This window comes from Nocardioides sp., from assembly GCF_036267815.1.
Lineage (GTDB): Bacteria > Actinomycetota > Actinomycetes > Propionibacteriales > Nocardioidaceae > Nocardioides.
The window spans coordinates 1-18,018 of sequence record NZ_DATAVI010000094.1 but is presented as its reverse complement, the minus strand read 5'-3'; the positions used below and the strand labels follow the sequence as shown (position 1 = coordinate 18,018).

Sequence of the window (18,018 nt, the reverse complement as noted above, 5' to 3'; positions counted from 1 at the left end):
CGTGCTCGGGGCGCGGAACTGTGCGCCGAGCCTCCGGTGCGGGGCACTAGGAGTGAGCCAGGTCCGCCGCGTCGTCGTCGAGGCCGACGGCGGCTCCCGGGGCAACCCGGGCCCCGCGGCGTACGGCGCGCTGGTCAAGGACGCCGACACCGGCCGAGTCCTGGCCGAGGACGGCACGACGATCGGGGTGGCGAGCAACAACGTCGCCGAGTACCGCGGCCTGATCGCGGGCCTCCGGATGGCCCTCGACGTCGCGCCGGAGGCGGACATCGCGGTCCGGATGGACTCCAAGCTCGTCGTGGAGCAGATGAGCGGCGCCTGGAAGATCAAGCACCCGGACATGAAGCCGTTGGCGCTGGAGGCCAACCGGCTCGCGCCGTTCGGCACGACGTACACGTGGGTGCCGCGCGAGCAGAACAAGCACGCCGACCGGCTGGCCAACGAGGCCCTCGACGGCAAGCGCTCCGGCGTCACCGTCCACGCCGATGACTTCGGTGGCTACGTCGACGATCGCCGAGTCGGCGCAAAAGTACGTCCAAATCCCGCCGAGTCGTCGTATGACGACTCGGCGGTCGAGGGGGCACAGGAGCCGGCGGCTCGCGGCTGGTCGCCGCCCGGCGGCTCGACGACGACGCTGGTCGTGGTGCGCCACGGCGCCACCGGCCTGACCGCCGACAAGCGCTTCTCGGGTGGGCTGGCGGGCAGCAACCCCGGGCTCACCGACGACGGGCGCGACCAGGTACGCGCGGTGGCGGACTGGCTGGCCCCCATCGCCGAAGGGGTCGACGTGGTCGTGACGTCGCCGGTACGACGTACCCGGGAGTCGGCGGAGATCCTCGCCGACAGCCTCGACGTCGAGGTGGTCGAGGAGCCGGGGTTCGCCGAGATGGAGTTCGGTGCCTGGGACGGCATGACCTTCGGCGAGGTCGCCGACCTGAGGCCCGGCGAGCTGGACGCGTGGCTGGGCTCGCTCGACGCCGCGCCGCCGGGCGGGGAGTCCTTCCGTGAGGTGTCGACGCGGGTGCTCGGCGGGCTCGCCCGGGTCCTTGACCGCTACGCCGGCCGCACCGTGGTGGTGGTGAGCCACGTGACGCCGATCAAGATCCTGGTCTCCGACGCCCTCCAGGCGCCGCTGTCGGCGGTGTTCCGGATGGAGCTGTCGACCGCATCGGTCAGCGTGCTGTCGTTCTTCGGCGAGCCGGGCAGCGACGACCTGCGCGCCTCGTTGCGTCTGTACAACGCCCAGCCGCCGGGCGTCGCGCAACTCCTCGACCCGCAGCGCTGGTAGCTCAGCCGGTCGCGGTTGTCTGAGCGCCCTCCGCGCCGGACTGTCGCTGGGTCACCGCCGACGCCCGCGCCGAGATCAGAGCTCGCGCACGACCACGTCGAGCGGGGTGCCCGATCTGCCCGCCGTCCCGAGCTCCACGTGCCACCCGAGGTCGGACAGCAGTCCGGCGAAGGCCGTGGGCGTCCTCGCGTCTCGGCCGTCCTCCAGGATCGCGCGGACCAGCCTGCCCTTGGTCGCCTTGTTGAAGTGGCTGACGACCTGGCGCTTGCCACCGACCTCGTGGAGCACCCGAACGGTCACGACGCGCGGGGCGAGGTCGGGCGCTGGCCGCCAGAACGCGGCGTACGTCGTGGAGCGGAGGTCGACGACGAGGCCCCGGCCGGCGCGGTCGCGCACGAGCGGGCCCAGGTGCCGGCGCCAGTGCGCCGCGACGCCGCCCAGGCCGGGGAGGGTCACGTCTCCGGCGAGACGGTACGGCGCGATCCGCTCACCGGGCCCGACCAGGCCGTACACCGACGACACCGTCGCAAGGCGTGCGAGCGCGCGCCGATGGGCCGAGGCCGTCAGTGTCGTCAGGCCGAGTGCGTCGTAGAGCACGCCGGTGTAGATGCGCTCGGCCGGCGCGGTCGGCAGGCTCCAGATCCTGGCGTTGCGGCCCACGTCGTCCACCTGGCCGGCCCCGAGGCCGAGCACCCGGGCCGCGGCCGGCCCGGGACCCCGGCACAGGTCGACCAGCGCGTCGAGCGCGAGGCGGCGGGCCTCGTCCAACGGGCCGCCGCCGAGCGACAGCGGCCGGCCCCGGCGCGGATGGGCCTTGCCCTCACTGGGCGGCAGCAGGATCAGCACGAGGGCGAGGCTAGATCACTAAGGTTGGGGGCATGTCCTCGAGCCGAGTCGTGCGCGTCCACGCCCGAGACGACGTTGCCGCGCGCTCGCTGCGCGACGGGATCGCGAAGATCCGGACCGAGCTCGACGTGAGCCCCGAGTTCCCGGCGGAGGTCGAGGAGGCCGCCGCGCGAGCCGCGGCCGCTCCGAGGCTGCCCGACCTCGACCGCACCGACATCCCGTTCGTGACCGTCGACCCGGCGTCCTCGATGGATCTCGACCAGGCGCTCCACATCGAGCGCGACGGCTCGGGCTACGTCGTCCACTACGCCATCGCCGACGTGGCGGCGTTCGTCTCGCCCGGTGACCCGGTCGACGTCACGGCACACCAGCGTGGGGAGACGCTGTACGGCGCGGACTCCAAGGTGCCGCTGCACCCGACGTCGCTCTCGGAGGGCGCCGCCTCGCTGCTGCCCGACCAGGTGCGACCGGCCCTGCTGTGGACCATCCATGTCGACGAGACCGGAGAGGGCACCGACGTCCACGTCGAGCGGGCGCGCGTGCGCTCGCGGGCGAAGCTCGACTACGCCGGCGTGCAGGAGTCCGTCGACGGCGGCAGGGCCGACGAGGTGCTTCAGCTGCTCAAGGAGGTGGGCGAGCTCCGCCTCGAGCGGGAGGCGGCCCGCGGCGGCATCTCGCTGCCGCTGCCCGAGCAGGAGGTCGAGGTCACCGGCACCACGTGGTCGCTGGAGTTCCGCTCGATGCGCCCCGCCGAGACCTGGAACGCCCAGATCTCCATGCTGACCGGCTTCGCCGCCGCGTCGCTGATGGTCTATGCCCGGATCGGGCTGCTCCGCACCCTGCCGCCCCCGCGCGCCCAGGACATCCAGCGGCTGCACCGGGTCGCCCGCGCGCTCCGCATCGACTGGCCGGCCGAGCAGCTGTACCCCGACTTCATCCGGGGCCTCGACTCCCGCAAGCCGGCCGAGGCGGCGATGATCACGGCGTGCGCCCGGCTGCTTCGCGGCAGCGGCTACGTCGCCTTCAACGGCGACATGCCGGCAGACCCGATCCACGCCGCCCTGGCCTCGGAGTACGCCCACGTCACCGCGCCGCTGCGCCGCCTGGGTGACCGCTATGCCGGCGAGATCTGCGTCGCACTCTGCGCCGGTACGGACGTTCCGGCCTGGGTCATCTCCCGGCTCCCGGAGATCCCCGGCGTGCTCAAGGACGCCGGCCGCAAGGCGTCGCAGTACGAGGCGATGGTGCTCGACCTGGTCGAGGCCGGAGTGCTGCACCCGCACGTGGGGGAGACCTTCGACGCGGTCGTCACCGAGGTCGACGACAAGGACCAGTCCCGCGGTCGGATCACGATCCAGGAGCCTGCGGTCGAGGCGCGGGTCACGGCCTCGGGCCCGCTGCCGCTCGGCACCGACGCGCACGTCCGCCTCACCCAGGCGGATGTCGCCTCGCGCTCGGTCGTCTTCGAGCTCGAATGAGCGGGGCCGGCACCTCGCGGAGAGCTGAGTCGGCGTTGGGTCATGGCAAGGTAAAATTCTGAGGCACAGCCGTTGGGTTCGCGCGAAGAACAGGGTTGAGATTCCGCGAAGATTTCACATCCCACCCCATTTCGACTTAACCTTCTCTTGAGACTTCGTCTGATGCTCTCCGTTCCGGCCATCCCCCCCTCGGTCGGTGACAACCGGAGTCGTCGGGCGATGGGCCCGAGGCACCCCCCTAGCCATCGGCCCTCACGACCGCCTCACTCCGCGCGTTCTGCGCAGCGGGTGGGGCGGTCTGCTATTTCGTTGAGCGAGCCCGGAGGGCCAACTCAACGGGCCCGGAGGGCCAACTCAACGGGCGAAGGTGACCGGGGCGGGGTCCTCGCCGGGCCAGGTCAGCGTGGTCACCGCGGGTGCGGTCTCGGCCACGATCCGGCCGTGCGCGACGACGTGCGTGGGGCGCACCTGGCGGCGTACGGCGTCGTACCCGTCCGTGGCCGGCAGCAGCAGGAAGCTCGCCGGCCGGCCGACGTGCACGCCGTACTCCTCGTCGAGCCCGAGTACGGCGGCGGCCCGCGTGGTGATCATCCGGAAGGTCTCCTCGATCTCGTCCCGGGCCAGCATCTGCGCCGCATGGGTGCCGACGAGGGCGACCTGGAGGGGGTTCGCCGTGCCGAGCGGGTACCACGGGTCCATCACGTCGTCGTGCCCGAACGCCACGTTCACCCCGGCCGCCAGCAGCTCCTTGACCTGGGTGAGCCCGCGCCGCTTGGGGTAGTCGTCGAAGCGGCCCTGGAGGTGCAGGCTCACCATCGGGTTGCTCACCATGGTGATCCCCGAGCGGGCGATGATGCGGTGCAGCTTGTAGCTGTACGCCGGGTTGTAGGACCCCATCGCGGTCGTGTGGCTGGCCGTGACGCGCTCGCGCAGACCCGAGCGCGCGGCCCGGGTCGCGAGCACCTCGACGAAGCGCGACTGCTCGTCGTCGATCTCGTCGCAGTGCGCGTCGACGCGCAGGCCGAGTCGGTCGGCGAGGTCCACGGCGAACTCCACCGACCGCACGCCGTCCTCGCGGGTGTCCTCGAAGTGGGGGATCGCGCCGATCACGTCGACCCCGCGACGCGCGGCCTCGGTGAGGAGCTCCTCGCCGTCGGGGAACGAGCAGATCCCCTCCTGCGGGAAGGCCACGAGCTGGAGGTTGATCACGTCGCGCACGCGCTCGCGCACCTCGATCAGCGCGTCGAGCGCGACCAGCGAGGGATCGGTGACGTCCACGTGGCTGCGCACGTGCAGGGTGCCGTTGGCGGCGTACCACCGCAGGGTCCGCTCGGCGCGCTCGACCACGTCGTCGCGGGTCAGCGTCGGCTTGCGCTCGGCCCAGCAGGCGATGCCCTCCCACAGTGTCCCGCTGAGGTTCCAGCGCGGCTCGCCCGCGGTGAGCGCGGAGTCGAGGTGGACGTGCGGCTCGACGTACGGCGGGGTCAGCCACGCGCCGTGGCCCTCGACCACGGTCTCGGCCTCGACGGACTCCGCACCCCGCGGCGCGATCGCGTGGATCCGTCCGTCCTGGACCTGGACGTCGACCGCGCTGGTCTCACCGGTGGCGTCGTCGCGGAGCCGGACGTCGCGGACGAGCAGCTGGATCACGCGTCGCCCCGGGCCCGGGCCATCAGCGAGGTGATCTCGTAGCCCAGCGTCGCCGCGGCCAGCGAGGTGATCTCGGCGTGGTCGTACGGCGGGCTCACCTCGACCAGGTCGGCGGCGACGATCTGGTCGGGAGGCAGCGCCCGGACCAGCGCCAGCAGCTCGCGGGAGGTGAGGCCACCCATCTCGGGGGTGCCCGTGCCCGGGGCGAACGCCGGGTCGAGGACGTCGATGTCGATCGAGAGGTAGATGGGGGCGTCGTTGGTACGACGGCGCACGCCGTCGACGATCTCGTCGATCCCCCTCCGGTCGATGTCGAGGGCGCGCACGATCTCGAACCCGAACGACGCGTCGTCGACGAGGTCGTGCGCGGCGTACAACGGCCCGCGGATGCCGACATGGCTGCTGACCGCGCCGGCGAGGAGCCCCTCCTCGTGGGCCCGCCGGAAGATCGTGCCGTGGGTGCGGTCGGCGCCGAAGTAGCTGTTCCAGGTGTCGAGATGGGCGTCGAAGTGGACCAGTGCCACCGGTCCGTGCCTCCGAGCGACGGCACGCAGGCCGCCGAGCGCGATCGTGTGGTCGCCGCCGAGCAGCACCGGCCGGCCACCCGCGGCGAGCAGCTCGGAGACGCCGTCGTCGATCTGCTGGAGCGCGTGGTCGATGTCGAAGGGGTTGCACGGCACGTCGCCCGCATCGACCGCCTGGATCACGGCGTACGGCGAGACGTCCTGCGCCGGGTTGTATGCCGGCCGGAGGTGCCGGCTGGCCTGCCGGATCGAGCTCGGGCCGAAGCGGGCCCCGGGACGGAACGAGACGCCCCCGTCGAACGGCGCACCGAGCAGCGCCACGTCGAACGACGAGACCTCGTCGATGCGGGGGAGTCGCGCGAACGTCGCGGATCCCGCGAAGCGCGGGACCTTCGTGCCGTCGACGGGTCCGAGCGGGGTCTGGTCGGTCATGACTCGATCTCCGGGCGGGGGAAGACACGGGGTGTCAGGCCGAGCGAGCGCACGTGCCGGGCCAGCTCGCCGGCCGGGGCGAGCCACAGGTCGGACATGGACTGCATCGTCTCGATCAGGGTCTCCAGTGCCCGCAGCCGGCCCAGCCGCCCGCTCAGGAAGGGATGGACGGTCAGGGTGAAGCACGAGCCGTGTCGATGGGCCTCGGTGAGCTCCGCGGTCCACATCGCCAGCGACTTGGCGGGATCCTCGATGACACCCGGGCCGAACAGCTCCGGCACGAACGCGAACTGCTCCCAGTCGTCCAGCGCCCACGACACGGGGATCTCCACGATGCTGCGTGCGCCCTCGCCGGGACGCTCGGCGAGCTCGTAGGGAACGTCGGAGTCCATCAGGCTCGAGTCGTAGAGGAAGCCGCGGTCCAGCAGCAGCTCGGCCGTCGCGTACGTCGTCTCCCACATGGGCGCGCGGTAGCCGACCGGCCGGAGCCCGACGACGCGGTCGAGGGCCTCCAGGCCGCGGTCGAGCACGGCCGTCTCCTGCTCCCGGGTCATCCCGGCCATGGCTTCGTGCATGAAGCCATGATGGGCGATCTCGTGGCCGTCGTCGCGCACCCGTCGCAGGACGTCGGGGTAGCGCTCGGCGGTGTACCCGGGGCAGAAGAACGTCGCGCGCACGTCGTGCCGGCGCAGCAGCTCGAGGACCCGCGGCACGCCGGTCAGGGCGCCGTACGCCTGGTGTGACATGGCCGAGAGCCGGTGCCGGCTCTCGGGGTCGACCGTGATCGCGACGTCCTCGCCGTCCATGTCGAAGCCGAGGGTGGCGGCCGCCCGGTGGCCATCCGGCCAGCTGACGGCCGCCGCGGGAGCCGTGACGTCGTGCAGGCCCGAGTCCTCTCCCATCAGGCGCCTTCGACCGTGGCGGGAGCCACGAAGCGGCGGCGGGACATCGCGGCGTACGCCAGGACGCCGGCGACCAGCGAGCCCGCGAGCCAGGACAGGTCGATCCCGCCCATGTGCTTGGCGATCGGGCCCTGGAGGTAGCTGGGGATGCCGTACTCGAACATCCAGGTCGCCACGATGCCGATCACGAACGGGATGATCGCCTCCCACACGATGTCGGGCACGCGCGGCGAGCCGGGCGGCTCGAAGAGCGAGGCGACGTCGACCTTCTGCTTGTGGATGCCGTAGTAGCTCACCAGCATGATGGCGCCCCAGGGCGCCACCCACGTGACCAGGCCGGAGAGCCAGCCGTCGAGGTTCTCGGCGAAGTCGCCGTTGAGGACGAGGTAGATCGTGAACAGGGTCGCCAGGACGCCGACCCCGTAGGAGAGCAGCCGCCGGTCGACCTTCCAGTCCAGGGTCTGTGCGCACAGGGCGCAGGAGTAGATGTTGAGCACGTTGGTCGCGATCGGGCCGTGGATGACCAGCAGGATCACGGGGATCGCGAGACCGCCGAACGCGTCGACCACGATCTGGCCGGGGTCCTTCGCGGTCGACACCGTCGCGAGGGTCGCGCCGAAGATCCCGAGCCAGACGGTGGGCAGGAACTGGCCCAGGACGCTGCCGAGGTAGAGCTTGCGCCGCGGCACGCTCGGCGAGACGAACCGCGAGTAGTCCGAGGCGTAGGCGAACCACGTGATGCCCCACCCGATCCCGATCGCGGTCATCAGGGTCGTCAGCGAGCTCCACAGGGCCTTGCCGTGCAGGTCGCCACCGGCGTAGCCCCACTGCACGTCGGTCTTGGTCCACGCCACGATCGTCATCGCCACCAGGACGACGACGGTCACCGGCACGGTCCAGCGCTCGAAGCGGGCGATGGCGCGGAACCCGATCGCGGCCAGCCAGACCTGGATGACCATGATCACGATCGCGACCGCGATCTTGAGGCCGTCGCCACCGTGGATGCCCAGCTTGCCGAACAGCGCGATGACCAGGTCCAGGATGATCCAGGTGTTGATGGCGCACCAGCCGACGGCCAGCAGGCCCTGCAACAGCGCGGGCAGGTAGGCGCCTCGCCTCCCGAACGTCGCGCGCGACAGCACCATCTGGCTGACGGCGGTCTGCTGGCCCATGAGGACGAAGAAGCCGAAGACGGCCATCCCGATCAGGTTGCCGACCACGATGACGCCGATGGTCTGCCACAGGCTCAGCCCCAAGATCACGCCGAGCGAGCCGAGGAACCAGTTGATCGGGGCGATGTTGGCGCCGGCCCAGATCCAGAACTGGTGGGCGACGGTCGAGGTCCGAGCGTTCTCCGGGATGGGGATCAGGGTGTGTTCGGCGGCTTCGGTGACATCGAGCTCGTCGGCGTTGATCGACACGGTTCCTCCGGGGTGGTCGGCGTCCGAGACACGGGGCTGGCCTGATCACGGCCCGGCGCGGCTCGGATGACGGGTCGTGCGGCGCAGGCTCGGGCCGTGATCGCGGCGAGCCTTCTCCTGGGTTGTTCGAAATGTCAAGGACCGTTGTTCGATGTGACAAGATCGCGGCATGTCCGCGCCTGCCGGTCCCTCGCGTGACGGCGAGGTCGGACCGCGGCTGCGCCAGCTGCGCGAGCAGAAGACCTTGTCGGCCCGCCAGGTCGCCGATCTCGCGGGCCTCACCCCGGCGTACCTGAGCAGGCTGGAGAACGGCCGCGTCAGCCCCACGGTCACCACGCTGGCCCGGCTGGTCGCGGCGATGGGGGAGACGATGGCGACCCTGTTCCAGGAGCCGCCCGACGCGCGGGAGACCGTCGTACGCCGGGCCGACCGGCACCTCATGCGCAGCCGCGGCGTGCTGGACTCCCAGGTGACGCCCGGCTGGGCGACCCGGCTGGAGATCCTCGAGTCGCTGGTCGAGCCGGGCCAGGGCAGCAGCGACCGGCTGCACACCCACGCCGGCGACGAGGAGTGCGTGCTCGTGCTCGAGGGCGCCCTCGACCTCTACCTCGGCGCAGACCGGCACCAGCTGCACACCGGTGACTCCGCGACGTTCGGCTGTCGCACCCCGCATCGCTGGCGCAACCCGACGACGGTGCCGTCTCGGGTGCTGTGGGTGATCACCCCGGCGAGCTACTGAGCGATCCGGGTCGGTGGGGGGTCAGCGGTGGCGGTCCGACTCCCAGCTCTGGGCCAGTCGGAGCAGCTGGTCGGCGCGGACGCCGAGCCACCAGCTCGTGAGGTCCTCGGTTGCGGTCAGGCCTCGGCCGCTGAGCTGCTCGATGCGCCGCAGCCGGTAGCCGAGCGTCTGCTTGTGGATGGCCAGCGCGTCGGCGGCACGCTGCCACGAGCGGTCGAGCTCGAGCCAGACCCGGATGGTGGTGACGTAGTCGGTGCCGCGCTCGGCGTCGTGGTCGTGCAGGGGTCCGACCGTGGCCCGGGTCGCTTGCTCCGCGTCGGCCCGGCAGGCCGGCAGCGGCCAGGTCGAGGCATCGCCCGCGGTCACGACCTCCCGGCCCAGCAGCTCCGCGGTTGCGGCGCACCACCGCGCCTCGGCATCCGCCGCCGCGAAGCGCCCGACGTCGGCGAGGACGGCGCTGACCCCGACGACCCAGCCGGAGACCGCCAGTCCCTCGAGCCGCGAGTCGCCGCCGCGGTCGACCAGCACGCGGCAACGACCGGGGCCGGGAGCGGCGACGTGGCGGAGGCCGCTCCACCCCCCGATCGGCAGGTACGTCGCGGGGCCCGCGCCGCGCGGGCCGGTCCGGCGGGCTGCCAGGAGCACGCAGCGCGCCGGGTCGAGGCCGTGGTGGGCGAGCCGGTCGAGCGCGGTGTGGTCGTCGACGCGTCCGGCAAGCAGGTCGGCGAGGATCGAGCTGCGCTGGGGCTCGCGCCAGGCCGCCCGGGGCTGCGCGAGCTCGATGGTCACCGCCGTGGCGAGGTGCTGGAGCAGGGTCCGGCCAGGGAGGTCGTGGTCGGCGGCCTCGACGAGCAGGGCGACCGGCAGCTCGTCGTCCAGCGGCACCATCACCGCCGACCGGCCGTGCGACCCCTCGGTCGGCGACAGCCGGACCAGGGCCGGGGCGAGCCCGGCGGCGCTCGCACCGAGCGCGGCGACGTCGCGGGCGAAGACCGTCGGCGGCGATCCCGAGACCGGGCTGCCGTCGGTGGTGTCGAGCAGGAACATCCGGGCACCCATCTCGGCACCGAGCTCGCCGAGGACCTCCTCGGTGCCCGCCTGGCCGGCCAGGGCGCCTTGGAGCACCTCGTAGAGCCGCGCGACCTGGTGCTGCTCGCGTCGTTCGTGGCTGGCGTTGGCCTCCGCCACGAGCTGGGCCAGGGCGCTGAACCGCGCCTCGCGGGTCAGCGTGAACAGCGGGAGCCCCACCCGCTCGGCCTCGCGCACCGCCTCGGTGCTGAGCGGCGGACCGGTCTCGAGGCCGTAGCCGAGCGCGCTCGCCCCCGCCCGCTCGAGCCTGGCGACGAACCTGACCTGGGCGTCGGGGTCGTCGGTCATCCCGGTGCCGTTGGTGAGCAGCGCCTCGTTGCGGGCGAGGTACTGCCACGGCTCGGCGAGGTCGGAGGCGTGGGCCCACCGGACCTCGCGGTCGAGCCCGGCGGCGCCGGCGCGCAGCCGGAGCTGCACCTGCTGCTGGTCGAGCAGCTGTCGCACCGTGATCGCCACGGTCGTTCATACCACAGTATGAAGATCGGCTGACAGGTTCAGGCCTGGGTCGGATTGCTCCCGGGTGAGGGTCGTCACGACACTCGGGCCAGTCGTCGCGAGAGGCATGCCATGGATCACCAGCCCGTCGTCAGACCGGACTCGGCCACCCCCGCTCGGGACTTCACCCTCAGGTCGGCGTTCGCGCTGTCGTTCTCCGACATCTCCCCGATCGTGGGCATCTACGCCGTGTTCGCGATCTGCATCGTCGAGGCCGGACCGGCGTTCTTCTGGGCGCTGCCGATCGTGCTCGTCGGGCAGCTCCTCGTCGCCGCGGTGTTCGGTGAGCTGGTCTCGAAGTGGCCGCTCCAGGGCAGCGTCTACGCGTGGTCGCGCGGCCTGCTCGGCGCCCGCTACGGCTGGGTGACGATGTGGGCCTACGGCTGGGGGCTGACACTGACCCTGTCGGCGCTCGCGCTGGCGTCGTCCGGCTATCTGCTGGGCGCGCTCGGCGCCGACGGGCCGAGCCAGACGACGGTCGTGCTGGTCGCGCTGCTGATCCTGGTCGCGGCCTCGCTCGCCAACATGATCGGTGCCCGGCTGCTACGGACGCTGCTCTACGTCAGCATGACCGCCGAGCTGATCTCCTCGATCGGGATCGGGGTGAGCCTCCTCTTCTTCCACCACCACCAGTCGTTCTCGGTGCTGTTCCACTCCTCCGGCACGGGTCACGGTCTGAGCTGGCTGACGACGCCGTTCCTGACCACGATCGCCTTCGTCGGATTCTCGTTCCTCGGCTTCGAGTCGGCCGGGTCGATCGCCGAGGAGGTGCAGGAGTCGCGCAAGGTGCTGCCGAAGGCGATCGTGCTCTCGCTGGCCGCCGCCGGCTGCCTGGTGATCTTCGCGACCCTCGGGATCGTCCTCGCCATCCCCTCGATCCCGCAGGTCATGAACGGGACCGTCGCCGACCCGATCTCGAACACCCTCCAGGCCGCCATGGGCAGCGGCATCGGACGGGTACTGCTGGCGATGCTCGCGATCGGCTTCACCGCCAGCCTGATCGCCGTCCAGGCCGCGGTCTCGCGCGCGATCTGGGCCGGGGCGCGCGACCGGGTGCTGCCGGGCCAGTCCGTGCTCGGCCGCCTGACCGGGCCCGAGAACCTGCCCCGCCACGCCATCGCCCTGACCGCGATCATCGCCGGCCCGCTGCTGTTCATCAGCACCTCGAAGGTCTACGCACTGCTGCTGTCCTTCGGCAACGCCGGCTTCTACCTGTCCTTCGCGCTGCCCGTCGTCGGCCTGGCCCTGATCAAGATGCGCGGTCAGTGGACGCCGGGGGAGTACACACTGGGCGGTCTGAGCAAACCGGTCACCTACGTCGCCGCGGTCTGGATCGTGCTGGAGACGATCAACATCGCGTGGCCGCGCGACCTGTACGGCGTGTGGTACCTCAACTGGGGGCTGATCATCATGACCGCGGTCGTCGCCATCCTGGGCGTCGCCGTGATGTCGTGGGTCTTCAACCCGGCCCGCTCGCCCGGACCCCAGCAGTGGGTCGAGCCGCTCGACGACGTCGAGGGGGGCACCCTTGTCTGACCGCGTGGTGCTGGTGACCGGGGCGGCCAGCGGGATCGGGGCGGCCTGCGCCCAGGTCTTCGCCGACCACGGCTGGACCACGGCCGGGCTCGACCTGCGCGAGTCCGCGACCGACACGGCGTACGTCGCGGACGTCTCGGACCGACCGGCGGTCGCCGAGGCGGTCCGCGGTGTCCTGGCCGACCACGGGCGCATCGACGCCCTGGTGACGGCGGCGGGCTACTACGAGGAGGGGATCGACGTCGCCGAGATCTCCCGCGAGCGATGGGACCGGATGCTCGCGGTGATCCTCGGCGGCACGGCGAACTGTGCCTGGGCCGTGCTCCCGCACCTGCTGGAGAGAGGCGACGGGAGCATGGTGGCGATCTCGTCGGAGCTGGCGCTCGCGGGCAGCGCGACCGACCTCCACTACGTCGCCGCCAAGGGCGCCGTGCTGGGGCTGATCAAGTCGCTGGCCGCCGAGGTGGCGCACACCGGCGTTCGCGTCAACGCCGTCGCGCCGGGCCCGACCGACACCCCGCTGCTGGCGGGCGACTCGATCTGGCGGGAGCCGGAGTACCTCGCGACCCTGCCGCTGGGGAGGCTGGTGACGCCGGCGGAGATCGCGGGCGCGGTCTACTACCTGGTGACCGAGGGCACCGCGTTCTGCGGTGAGGTGCTCTCGCCGAACGCCGGGGCGGTGATCTGATGGCCTCCCTCTCCGGCCGCCCGGTCGCGCTGGTCACCGGCGCCGCCCGGGGTCTGGGGCGTACGACGGCGCAGCGGCTCGCTGCTGACGGCTTCGCGGTCGCGGTCAACGACGTCGTCCTCGACGACCGGCTGACCGGGCTGGCGCGCGAGCTGGACGGGCACGCCGTCGCGGCCGACATCTCCGCAGACGGCGCGGCCTCGTCGATCGTGGCCGAGGTCGAGGAGGCGCTCGGATCGGTCGACGTCCTGGTCGCCAACGCCGCGGCGATGGCGATGGGCCCGTTCGTCGAGGCCGACCCGGCGAGCTGGTGGCACCAGGTCGACGTCAACCTGTCGGGTCACTTCCGGCTCGTCCAGGCCGTGATCCCCGCCATGCGTCGACGCGGCTCCGGGCGCATCGTGGTCATCGCCTCGGGCTGGGGCGTGGTCGGCCACCCCAACGCCACGGCGTACGCCGCGTCGAAGTCGGGGCTGATCGCCCTGACCAAGGGGCTGGGCCGCGAGCTCGGGCCGGACGGGATCCTCACCAACGCCGTGGCGCCGGCGTACGTCGACACCCCGCAGCTCCAGGTCGACGCCGACGACCTCGGGATCAGCCTCGCCCAGATGCGCGAGCAGTACGCCCAGCTCATCCCGACCCGGCGGCTCCAGACGCCCGAGGAGGTGGCGGGTGCGGTGTCGTTCCTGGCCGGTCCCGCCTCCGGCGGAGTGATCGGGCAGGTGCTCCAGCCGAACGGCGGGATCACCCGAACGCGTGCCTGACGCATCGGCCAACCCGGGGGACTAGGCCCCCGGCCGATCGGACACAGATCGGTCCGACCGGGCCATCTGCGCCTGATTCGCCCTCAGGGGCCTTCCGGGCTCCCTAGAGTTGTGATCACTGGCGGGGGGGAACGCCAGGTGGGCCTGGGTGGCGTGGCCGTCGTGGGGGCTCCGGCGGCCACTACCAGGACCTGTCCTCGGCTCCTTCTTCTCGGGCTCTCTCGGGCTGTCTCTCGGCTCTCCTCGGGGCCCTTGGGAGTGGCGCGAAGGTGCGTCCCGGGCATTAGCCTGTGCGGCATGTCGCACTCGACCCCGAGACCGGGTGCGACGGCGCCCCTGTCCGGCTTCACTGCCGGGCAGGGGCGTTCTCACCCAGCGGGCCGGTCTTGGCCCCGGCTGACGGCGTACTCGTGCCGCACGAGGTTCTCGCTCAGGCGACCGCCTCCCACCAGCGGCATCAGCGAGGCCGGCCCCGGGCCGGGCAGTCGACGTCCGTCGCCGGCCAGGAACGGGAAGACGACCAGGCGAACCTGGTCGACGAGGTCGTGCTCCCACAGCGCCTCGACGAGATGGCCGCTGGCGTAGACCACGATCTCACCGTCGACCTCCTCCTTCAGGGCGCGAACCGCGTCGGCGACGGGTCCGGTGAGCACCTTCGTGGTGTCCCAGCCGGGGTCGTCGAGCGTCGCCGAGACGACGTACTTGGGGATCTCGCGGAGCCGGTCGGCCCAGCTTCCCTCGCGCTCGGCCCAGCGCTCGGCCAGCCAGCGGTAGGTGGCCGCGCCCATCAGAAGAGCGGCGGCACCCTGGACCTCGGCCTCCTCGTGCTCGCTCCAGGCGGTCATGTCCGCCTCCCCGACGCGGTTGAACCACCCGCCCGCGGCTGTCTGCTCCTCACCGGTCGGGTCGGCGAAGACGCCGTCGATGGTCAGGTTCGTGCTGACGACGATCGTGCCCATGTGCACTCGCTCCCTGTGATGTCGGTCGGGTGACGCCGGCTGGTGCTGCCGGCTCGTGCTGCCGGTCTCGGAGATACCGACGCCGCCGGGGCCCGGAACTGGGCGCCCCCGTTGTGTCAGGGACCTGACAGACCGCGCGGCCTACCCGCCCTAGCGTCACTGCCATGACCTCGAACGCCGTCCTGGACCTCCTGCTCCTCACCGACACGTTCGACGCTCGCGTGGTCGAGTCCGTGTCCGGCACCCAGATCGGCGCGAAGACCGCGCGGACCTATGACTCTCCGGGCGAAGCCACGGCGGCCGCCCACGAGCTGCTCGCCCGGATCGTCCGGCTCGGCTACGGACTCCAGGGAGCCCTGGTCGGCGCCGAGCGGGGCGGGGACGGCGAGTGGCACGGCGCCCTGGTCGAGGTCTTCCTGGCCCCGGTCGCCATCACCTCGGAGTTTCCCTCGGCCGCCTGACTTGGTTCTACCCAGTCCCCAGGGCCGGAAGGTGTCGAGATCGACGTCGAAAGGCGGGCCCCCTGTTCGACGTAGGCGCAGAGAGCAGTTCTCCACCCACCAGACGGAGTGAGGGAACTGTCGCGCTTCAGGGGATCTCCGGGAGGGACTCGATGTGACGAGTGACGGTGCAACGGATCGGTACGAGTCTGCGCAGACCGCGCGGGTGAACGGGGTCGAGCTCGGCGTCGAGAGCTTTGGCCGCGACGAGGATCCGCTGGTGTTGCTGGCTGGCGCGCCCACGATGTTGTCGTGGCCAGACTCGCTGTGTGAGCGCTTGGCGTCGGCTGGCCGGCGAGTGGTCCGCTACGACCTGCGCGACTGCGGCGCCTCGACCACCCACGACCCGGAGGCGCCGGCGTACAACCTGGGTGATCTCGCCGCGGACGCGGCGGCGCTCGTCGTCGAGCTCGGTGCGGCGGCAGCCCATCTCGGCGGCGTCGGGGTGAGCGGGATGGTGGGCCAGGTCGCGGCACTCACCCATCCGGCGGCCTTCACGGCGTTGACACTGGTGAGCACTCGACCGGTCGCTCCCGGGCCGGTCGACGACGATCTACCAGACCACGACGCCGCGACCATGGAGGCGCTGCTCTCGCGCCCGATGCCGGACTGGACCGACCGGGCTGCCGTCGCCGCCTTCGCAGCCGATGGCGCCGAAGGACTGGGCAACGACCCCGAGCAGGCGCGCCGGACCGCGGCACGCATCTGGGACCGGACCCCGTCCAGAGACTCTTCGGTGCACCAGGCCAATCAGCTGGCACTGTCCTTCGCCCGGCTCGACTGCGCACCTCGGTGGCGCGAGCGCCTCAGTGAGCTCAGACTGCCGACACTGGTCGTGCACGGAGCCCGTGACCGGTTCTTCCCCCTGGGCAACGGCGAGGCACTTGCCGCCGAGATCCCGGGTGCGAAGCTCGTCGTGCTTCACGACATGGGCACTGCCCTCCGAGACGATGCCGCGGGCGAGGTCGCTACCGCGATGCTCACGTTGTGAAGCCCTCGCCCCGAGGGGCAGCAGAGGTCAGGTGCCTCGCGGGCACGCGGACGGTACGCCTTGTCGTCGGTCATCGCCTATAGCCATCTCCTCCATCTGAAGAACGCGAGCTGAGCGGCCGTCGTCGCGAGGATCAGAGCCCACCCGTAGGCGTAGCCGTAGTGCCAGTGCAGCTCGGGGATGTCGACGAAGTTCTGGCCGTAGAGGCCGACGATGAAGGTCGGGAGCAGCAGCACCGACGCGATCACGGTGAGCACCTTCATGACGTCGTTCTGGTCGTTGGCCACCTTCGCCTGGTGGTAGTCCCGAGCCCCCGCGACAAGGTCCCGGCAGAGGTCGATCCCGTCGGTGGCTCGCAGCAGCTTGTCGTAGGCGGCGGCGAAGTTCAGCTCGACGTCCCGGGTGAACACCTCCTCGCCGTCGAAGTCGATGCGATCGTCGACGACCTGTCTGACCGCGTCGCGAAGCGGCGACACCGTCCGCCTGATGTTCAACATGTCGTGACGTAGGTCCGAGATGCGCCGGCGGACGCGGTCCGGGCCCCACTGGTCGATCCCTTCCTCGAGCTCCTCTATCTCCTCGGTGAGTGCGTCGACCAGGTCCAGGAAACGCTCGGTGACGTCGTCGATCAGGTGGTAGACGACCATGCCGATGGCGTCGAGGCCCCGGCAGGACGACAGGGCCGGCGAGGGGTCGTATGGTGGCCGCCCGTCCGGTGGTGACTTGCGGACCGTGAGCAGGGTTTCGCGGGTCAACAAGAGGTTGAGCTCCTGGTAGAACACCAGGTCCTCGTCGGGGACGTCGACGGCGACCAGGAGGACGCCGAAGATGTAGTCACCGTGCCCTTCCAGCTTGGCTCGCGGCTCGTCGTCGTGGGTGCTGGGAGCCAGCAGCTGCTCCAACGCCCTCGCGTGGATGCTGCTCGGGACCTGCTCGCTGAGTTCCTCAGCGGTGGGGTCGAGCAGGTCGACCCACCGATCCGTCACGCTCATCTGACCATGGCACCACAAGCCGCGGCCTCGTCGCGGACGACGCGGCGTGTGAGACCCGCAGGTCATGCCTGACCCACCCAGACGCAATGACGCGGCGCTCCAAGGGCGCGACCCGTCAGCCCACCGGGCCTTGGCCCTGGTAGGACGTGGCGAGCGCACTCGCCACTGCCGCGGCGTCCGTCTCGGCCGGAGACGACGGGTACTCGGGCAGCAGGTCGTCCCAGACCACCAGCCAGGACCCGAACAGCTGGGACTGCCCTTCGGGGCGGGCGAAGAACCACACGTGGAGGTGGGCACCGCCGTCGCCGATGCGGTAGACGTGGCAGCGGCTGATATGGGGGAGGGCCTCGACGTGCCGGGTGATGTGGGTGGTGAGGACTCCCAGCTCGGCGGCGAGATCGTCGGTGAGGTCTGTGAGGTCGTGGTGCTCGCGTGGGTGCAGCATGAGCACGAGCGGTACGCCGACCCCGGTGATCTGGGTCAGCCGCCAGCGGTCGTCGAGCCAGATGCCCTCGTCGCGCCGCCTGCACGAGCCGCAGTCCGTGGGGTCCTCGCCATGACGAGGCGGCTCGGGCAGCACGGGTCGCCGCAACCGCGAGACCCGCAAGCCCTCCGGCTCGAAAGGACTGATGTCCCAGTCCGTCATCCGGGACAGCGGTAGGCGCTGCTCATCGTCGGCTGCGGCGAGGGCGTGGGAGTAGAACTCTTCGGGCGACAGCGGCAT

Annotated in this window: 17 protein-coding genes; 8 read left to right on the top strand and 9 right to left on the bottom strand. The window is 71.6% G+C overall.

Annotation, left to right across the window (positions count from 1 at the left end; all coding sequences use genetic code 11):
• Positions 1 to 52: 52 nt before the first annotated feature.
• Complete coding sequence (locus VHW64_RS19120; protein ID WP_329652174.1) at positions 53 to 1,288, top strand: bifunctional RNase H/acid phosphatase; 1,236 nt, start codon at positions 53 to 55, stop codon at positions 1,286 to 1,288.
• Between the two features lie 75 nt (positions 1,289 to 1,363).
• Here the strand turns inward: VHW64_RS19120 and VHW64_RS19115 are convergent, their stop codons facing one another.
• Positions 1,364 to 2,134, bottom strand: coding sequence for a peroxide stress protein YaaA (locus VHW64_RS19115; protein WP_329652173.1), 771 nt, complete (start codon positions 2,132 to 2,134; stop codon positions 1,364 to 1,366).
• Positions 2,135 to 2,166: 32 nt separating this feature from the next.
• Between VHW64_RS19115 and VHW64_RS19110 the strand changes: the two genes are divergently transcribed.
• On the top strand, positions 2,167 to 3,612 hold the full coding sequence (locus VHW64_RS19110) for an RNB domain-containing ribonuclease (protein WP_329652172.1): 1,446 nt from the start codon (positions 2,167 to 2,169) through the stop codon (positions 3,610 to 3,612).
• Positions 3,613 to 3,966: 354 nt separating this feature from the next.
• On the opposite strand, the gene codA is transcribed toward VHW64_RS19110, so the two are convergent.
• From codA to VHW64_RS19090, 4 genes are read right to left on the bottom strand one after another with little or no spacing between them, the layout of a single operon-like run.
• Positions 3,967 to 5,262 carry a cytosine deaminase gene (gene codA / locus VHW64_RS19105; protein WP_329652171.1) on the bottom strand — a complete coding sequence of 432 codons (1,296 nt, stop codon included), beginning with the start codon at positions 5,260 to 5,262 and terminating at the stop codon, positions 3,967 to 3,969.
• Positions 5,259 to 6,218, bottom strand: coding sequence for an agmatinase (gene speB, locus VHW64_RS19100; protein ID WP_329652170.1), 960 nt, complete (start codon positions 6,216 to 6,218; stop codon positions 5,259 to 5,261). The genes codA and speB overlap by 4 nt, the downstream gene beginning before the upstream one ends.
• Positions 6,215 to 7,120, bottom strand: a complete 906-nt coding sequence (locus VHW64_RS19095) for a polysaccharide deacetylase (protein ID WP_329652169.1) — start codon at positions 7,118 to 7,120, stop codon at positions 6,215 to 6,217. Before VHW64_RS19095 ends, speB begins: the two co-directional genes overlap by 4 nt.
• Positions 7,120 to 8,541 carry a cytosine permease gene (locus VHW64_RS19090; protein ID WP_329652168.1) on the bottom strand — a complete coding sequence of 474 codons (1,422 nt, stop codon included), beginning with the start codon at positions 8,539 to 8,541 and terminating at the stop codon, positions 7,120 to 7,122. The genes VHW64_RS19095 and VHW64_RS19090 overlap by 1 nt, the downstream gene beginning before the upstream one ends.
• A 169-nt stretch (positions 8,542 to 8,710) precedes the next feature.
• Between VHW64_RS19090 and VHW64_RS19085 the strand changes: the two genes are divergently transcribed.
• Positions 8,711 to 9,280: a cupin domain-containing protein gene (locus tag VHW64_RS19085; protein ID WP_329652167.1), complete on the top strand. Its 570-nt coding sequence runs from the start codon at positions 8,711 to 8,713 to the stop codon at positions 9,278 to 9,280.
• Positions 9,281 to 9,301: 21 nt separating this feature from the next.
• Here the strand turns inward: VHW64_RS19085 and VHW64_RS19080 are convergent, their stop codons facing one another.
• On the bottom strand, positions 9,302 to 10,825 hold the full coding sequence (locus VHW64_RS19080) for a PucR family transcriptional regulator (protein ID WP_329652166.1): 1,524 nt from the start codon (positions 10,823 to 10,825) through the stop codon (positions 9,302 to 9,304).
• A 111-nt stretch (positions 10,826 to 10,936) separates the two neighbouring features.
• Here VHW64_RS19080 and VHW64_RS19075 point away from each other — a divergent pair, with 111 nt between their 5' ends.
• The 3 genes from VHW64_RS19075 to VHW64_RS19065 are packed head-to-tail and all read left to right on the top strand — an operon-like array spanning position 10,937 to position 13,852.
• On the top strand, positions 10,937 to 12,400 hold the full coding sequence (locus tag VHW64_RS19075) for an APC family permease (RefSeq protein WP_329652165.1): 1,464 nt from the start codon (positions 10,937 to 10,939) through the stop codon (positions 12,398 to 12,400).
• Positions 12,393 to 13,088: an SDR family oxidoreductase gene (locus tag VHW64_RS19070; RefSeq protein WP_329652164.1), complete on the top strand. Its 696-nt coding sequence runs from the start codon at positions 12,393 to 12,395 to the stop codon at positions 13,086 to 13,088. The genes VHW64_RS19075 and VHW64_RS19070 overlap by 8 nt, the downstream gene beginning before the upstream one ends.
• Entirely contained in the window at positions 13,088 to 13,852 is a 765-nt protein-coding gene (locus VHW64_RS19065) for an SDR family NAD(P)-dependent oxidoreductase (protein WP_329652163.1), read from the top strand. Before VHW64_RS19070 ends, VHW64_RS19065 begins: the two co-directional genes overlap by 1 nt.
• 368 nt (positions 13,853 to 14,220) lie before the next feature.
• Here VHW64_RS19065 and VHW64_RS19060 read toward each other — a convergent pair whose 3' ends face one another.
• Positions 14,221 to 14,811: a dihydrofolate reductase family protein gene (locus tag VHW64_RS19060; RefSeq protein ID WP_329652162.1), complete on the bottom strand. Its 591-nt coding sequence runs from the start codon at positions 14,809 to 14,811 to the stop codon at positions 14,221 to 14,223.
• A 164-nt stretch (positions 14,812 to 14,975) separates the two neighbouring features.
• Between VHW64_RS19060 and VHW64_RS19055 the strand changes: the two genes are divergently transcribed.
• Both VHW64_RS19055 and VHW64_RS19050 read left to right on the top strand, forming a co-directional pair.
• A complete protein-coding gene (locus tag VHW64_RS19055; RefSeq protein WP_329652161.1) occupies positions 14,976 to 15,272 on the top strand; it encodes a hypothetical protein in 297 nt (98 codons plus the stop codon).
• Between the two features lie 205 nt (positions 15,273 to 15,477).
• Positions 15,478 to 16,302 (top strand): alpha/beta hydrolase, encoded by an 825-nt coding sequence (locus tag VHW64_RS19050; RefSeq protein WP_329652160.1) that lies wholly within the window; start codon positions 15,478 to 15,480, stop codon positions 16,300 to 16,302.
• Positions 16,303 to 16,379: 77 nt separating this feature from the next.
• Here VHW64_RS19050 and VHW64_RS19045 read toward each other — a convergent pair whose 3' ends face one another.
• Together VHW64_RS19045 and VHW64_RS19040 are read right to left on the bottom strand one after the other, a co-directional pair.
• Positions 16,380 to 17,294 carry a magnesium transporter CorA family protein gene (locus VHW64_RS19045; RefSeq protein WP_329652159.1) on the bottom strand — a complete coding sequence of 305 codons (915 nt, stop codon included), beginning with the start codon at positions 17,292 to 17,294 and terminating at the stop codon, positions 16,380 to 16,382.
• Positions 17,295 to 17,409: 115 nt separating this feature from the next.
• The coding region (locus VHW64_RS19040) for a hypothetical protein (protein ID WP_329652158.1) at positions 17,410 to 18,018 on the bottom strand (609 nt) is incomplete at its 5' end.